The sequence below is a fragment of the Mesorhizobium sp. M7A.F.Ca.CA.002.05.1.1 genome (assembly GCF_003998335.1).
Classification (GTDB): domain Bacteria; phylum Pseudomonadota; class Alphaproteobacteria; order Rhizobiales; family Rhizobiaceae; genus Mesorhizobium.
In genome coordinates this window covers 1-3,576 of record NZ_RZQI01000624.1, presented here as the reverse complement: position 1 = coordinate 3,576, position 3,576 = coordinate 1, and the positions used below count along the sequence as shown (strand labels likewise).

4 protein-coding genes and 1 pseudogene are annotated in these 3,576 nt (G+C 65.9%); 4 read left to right on the top strand and 1 reads right to left on the bottom strand.

Annotation, left to right across the window (positions count from 1 at the left end):
• The 4 genes and pseudogenes from EN939_RS39295 to EN939_RS25320 all read left to right on the top strand — a co-directional run.
• Positions 1-136: pseudogene (locus EN939_RS39295) on the top strand (ABC transporter permease); the annotation flags it as partial.
• Entirely contained in the window at positions 133-963 is an 831-nt protein-coding gene (locus EN939_RS25330; RefSeq protein ID WP_127270539.1) for an ABC transporter permease, read from the top strand. The pseudogene EN939_RS39295 and the gene EN939_RS25330, both read left to right, overlap by 4 nt.
• On the top strand, positions 960-1,973 hold the full coding sequence (locus tag EN939_RS25325; protein ID WP_236383551.1) for an ABC transporter ATP-binding protein: 1,014 nt from the start codon (positions 960-962) through the stop codon (positions 1,971-1,973). The genes EN939_RS25330 and EN939_RS25325 overlap by 4 nt, the downstream gene beginning before the upstream one ends.
• Positions 1,970-2,770 carry an ATP-binding cassette domain-containing protein gene (locus tag EN939_RS25320; RefSeq protein WP_127270537.1) on the top strand — a complete coding sequence of 267 codons (801 nt, stop codon included), beginning with the start codon at positions 1,970-1,972 and terminating at the stop codon, positions 2,768-2,770. Before EN939_RS25325 ends, EN939_RS25320 begins: the two co-directional genes overlap by 4 nt.
• A gap of 25 nt (positions 2,771-2,795) precedes the next feature.
• Here the strand turns inward: EN939_RS25320 and EN939_RS25315 are convergent, their stop codons facing one another.
• Positions 2,796-3,407: an NAD(P)-dependent oxidoreductase gene (locus EN939_RS25315; RefSeq protein WP_127270535.1), complete on the bottom strand. Its 612-nt coding sequence runs from the start codon at positions 3,405-3,407 to the stop codon at positions 2,796-2,798.
• Positions 3,408-3,576: the final 169 nt, after the last annotated feature.

Here is a 3,576-nt window from a genome sequence, read left to right as displayed (position 1 = left end):
CGCCTCCCGCGACACGCCGCTTCTGCTCGGCATTATCCTCACCAGCGCAGTCCTGGTCCTTGTCATCAATTTGCTCGTCGACATCGCCTACGCCTTCCTCGATCCGCGCGTAGGCGCCAGCGAGGCCGGCGCATGAGCCCGCTCCGCCGCTTTCTGCGCACGCCCGAGGCGGTCGCCGGCGCCATGCTCCTGGCGGCGCTGATCGCTATGGCGCTGTCGGCGCCGCTGCTGTTCCCCGGCGACCCGCAGGCCATCGCCGGCCCGGCGCTGCTGCCGCCGTTCCAGGACTGGTCGCTGCCGCTCGGCACCGACCGGCTTGGCCGCGACGTGCTGGCCGAGCTTTTTCATGGCGCCCGCACATCGCTGGCTGTCGGGCTCGCGGCCGCGGCCGCCGCACTTGTCGTCGGCGCCGTGGTCGGCACGTTGGCCGGCTTTGCCGGCGGCCTCGTCGACGAGGTGCTGATGCGCATCACCGACGCCTTCCAGACCGTGCCGAGCTTCCTGCTGGCACTGGCCTTCGTCAGCGTCGTCGGACCGTCGCTCGGCGTCGTCGTGATTGCCATCGCGCTCGGCACCTGGACCGGACCAGCCCGGGTCGCCCGCGCGGAAGTCCTCTCCATTCGCGAACGCGATTATGTCGCCGGGGCCAGGGTCATCGGCATGCACCCGCTGGCGATCGCCTTTCGCGAGGTGCTGCCCAATGCCCTGCCGCCGGTGCTGGCGATGTCGTCGGTGATCGTCGCCGCCGCGATCCTCACCGAAGCGGCGTTGTCGTTCCTCGGCCTGGGCGACCCCAACCGGGTCACCTGGGGCGGAATGATCGCCGAAGGCCGCGCTGTCCTGCGTACCGCGCCCTTCCTGTCGATTGTCCCGGGCATAGCGCTGGTGCTGACCGTGCTCGGCGTCTATCTCGCCGGCGAAGGCATTGTCGAGACGACAGCGGTCAGGAGAGACCTGTCGTGACCACGCTCGCTTCGATCCGCGACCTGACGGTGACCTACCGGCGTGACGGCAATGAGGTGGCAGCGCTGAGGAGTGTAGGCCTCGATATTGCCAATGGCGAACGCCTCGCCATCATCGGCGAAAGCGGTTCAGGCAAAAGCACGCTGGCACTGGCGATTGCCGGGCTGTTGCCTGCGTCCGCCAAGGTTGATGGGCGGATCGATTGGTTCTTACATCCGCCGTTGGGCGCCAAGGCGCCCCCCTCTGTCCTGCCGGACATCTCCCCCTCAAGGGGGGAGATTGGCAGTTCCCCCGCAGGCCCTCTTTCTGCATCTCTGGCGATGGGCGAAAGTGGAGACAAGGGCGTAATCTCCCCTCTTGAGGGGGAGATGTCCGGCAGGACAGAGGGGGGCCTCGTAAGGCGCAAAGTCCGAAAGTCTTCCCTCAAACAGAGCTACATCCCCCGCCTCGGCCGCGACATCGGCTTCGTCTTCCAGGACCCCTCCGCCAGCCTCGATCCTGTCATGACCATCGGCAAGCAAATCGCCGAAGTAGCGCGCACGCATCTCGGCCTCACCTGGTCCCAGTCCTATGCCAAGGCCAAAAGCCTGCTGGAGCGCGTCCGCCTGCCGGACCCGGACTCAGCCTTGCGCGCCTTCCCGCATCAGCTTTCCGGCGGCCAGAAGCAGCGTGTGGCGATCGCCGCAGCCATTGCGGCCGGTCCGAAATTGCTGATCGCCGACGAAGCGACCAGCGCGCTCGATACCATCGTACAGGCCGAGATCGTCGCCTTGATCCGACGCCTGGTGACCGAGGACGGCATGACGCTGCTGTTCATCAGCCATGACATCGCGCTGGCGGCCGATCTTGCCGACCGCATCGCCGTTTTCCGTCATGGCCAGTTGGTCGAGCTTGGCATGACGGCGCAGATTGTCGGCGCCCCGGCCCAGCCCTATACGCGTGCATTGCTCGACGCCCATATAGGCCTCGACACCAGGCCGTTGCTGGACCGAGCCGGGCTCCACGCATGAGCCTGCTGGCGGTGTCCAACCTGACCAAGCGCTACCGTCGCGGCGACAAGACTATCGCTGCCGTCGACGATGTCTCCTTTCACATCGACCCCGGTGAGACGCTGGCGTTGGCGGGACCTTCCGGCAGCGGCAAGTCGACGATCGCGCGGTTGGTGCTGCGATTGATCGAGCCGGACGCCGGGCGCATCGACTTCGAGGGCAGTGATTTCCTGGCCTTGAGCGGCGCCAAGCTGCGTGCACGCCGCGCACGCCTGCAAATGGTGTTCCAGGATCCATTGGCCGCCTTCAACCCGCGCGCCACGGTGGCGCGTGTGCTCGACGATCCCTTGCGCATCCATGGCATCGCCTCCCCCGCCGAGCGGCCGCGCCGCATCGCCGCCTTGCTGGAGCGCGTCGGGCTGACGGCTGATCTCGCCCCACGCGCCATCCACGAAATCTCCGGCGGCCAGCGGCAGCGCGTCGCCATTGCGCGCGCCATCGCCACAAAGCCGTCGCTGATCGTGCTCGACGAGGCGGTGTCGGCGCTCGACGTCTCCGTGCGCGGAGAGATCCTCGAGCTTTTGCTCGACCTGCAACGCCAGGAAAAGATCGCCTATCTCTTCATTTCACATGATCTCGGCGTCATCAGGTCGGTCGCCCACCGCGTCATCCTTCTCGATGCCGGGCGGATTGCCGAAAGTGGCGATGCCCAAACCGTCATCGACGCACCGCAATCGGCCATCGGCAAGGCGCTGGTGGCGGCAGCACCGAGATTGAACCGGACTCTGATGCGGCTGGCGTCGGCCGGCCTCGATTGAGACCCGGCCGCCGCCAGCCGTTCGCTCAATAGCCGACGGTGAAGCGCTGCCTGATGTGGGCCGGCTTCTCGATCTCGTCAACCATGACGATCGCATAGTCCTCGAAGGAAATGCTGCTGCCCTTATCGGAGGCGAGAAGTGTATCCTTGCCGAGGCGGAATTTGCCGGTGCGCTCGCCAGGCACGAACATGGCGGATGGCGACAGGAACGTCCAATCGAGGTCGTCGACCGTCTTCAATCTGTCCAGGAAGTCGGCGCCCTTCTGCGCTTCGGCCTTGTAGATATCAGGAAATTGAGGCGTGTCGACCAACCGCTTGCCCGGTGCGACTTCGAGACTGCCGGCGCCGCCGACGATCAGATAGCGCTTCACGCCGGAGGCGCGCACCGCCTCGATCAGCGTATCGGCATCGCTGTCCAGGAAATGCACGGAGCTGATCACCGCGTCATGGCCGCGGATCAGGTCGGCGAGACCTTGTCTGTCGAAGACATCGCCCTTCCTCGCCGTCACGCCCGGAAGCGCGGCGATCTTTTCCGGGTTGCGCGCAATGCCGGTGACGGTGTGGCCGCGATCGGAGAGTTCCCTGAGAAGGCGTGAACCGACGGCGCCCGATGCACCAATGAGAGCGACTTTTGCCATGTCTGTTTCCTTATTCTTGTTGGGGTCTGGAGGATGGGATCACGCCGCCGCGATATGGGCGACGAGATTGTCGAAGCTGCCGAACAGCGCGTTCGAACCGATGAGCCGGGGCGCATCATTGCGGATGACCGAGAGCGAAGGCACGCCATCGGCATGCAGGCGCTGGAAC

Excerpts from the sequence above, each read along its gene's own strand:
- EN939_RS25330 (WP_127270539.1), top strand. The coding sequence starts at position 133 with ATGAGCCCGCTCCGCCGCTTTCTGCGCACGCCCGAGGCGGTCGCCGGC.
- EN939_RS25320 (WP_127270537.1), top strand. The coding sequence starts at position 1,970 with ATGAGCCTGCTGGCGGTGTCCAACCTGACCAAGCGCTACCGTCGCGGC.
- EN939_RS25315 (WP_127270535.1), bottom strand. The coding sequence starts at position 3,407 with ATGGCAAAAGTCGCTCTCATTGGTGCATCGGGCGCCGTCGGTTCACGC.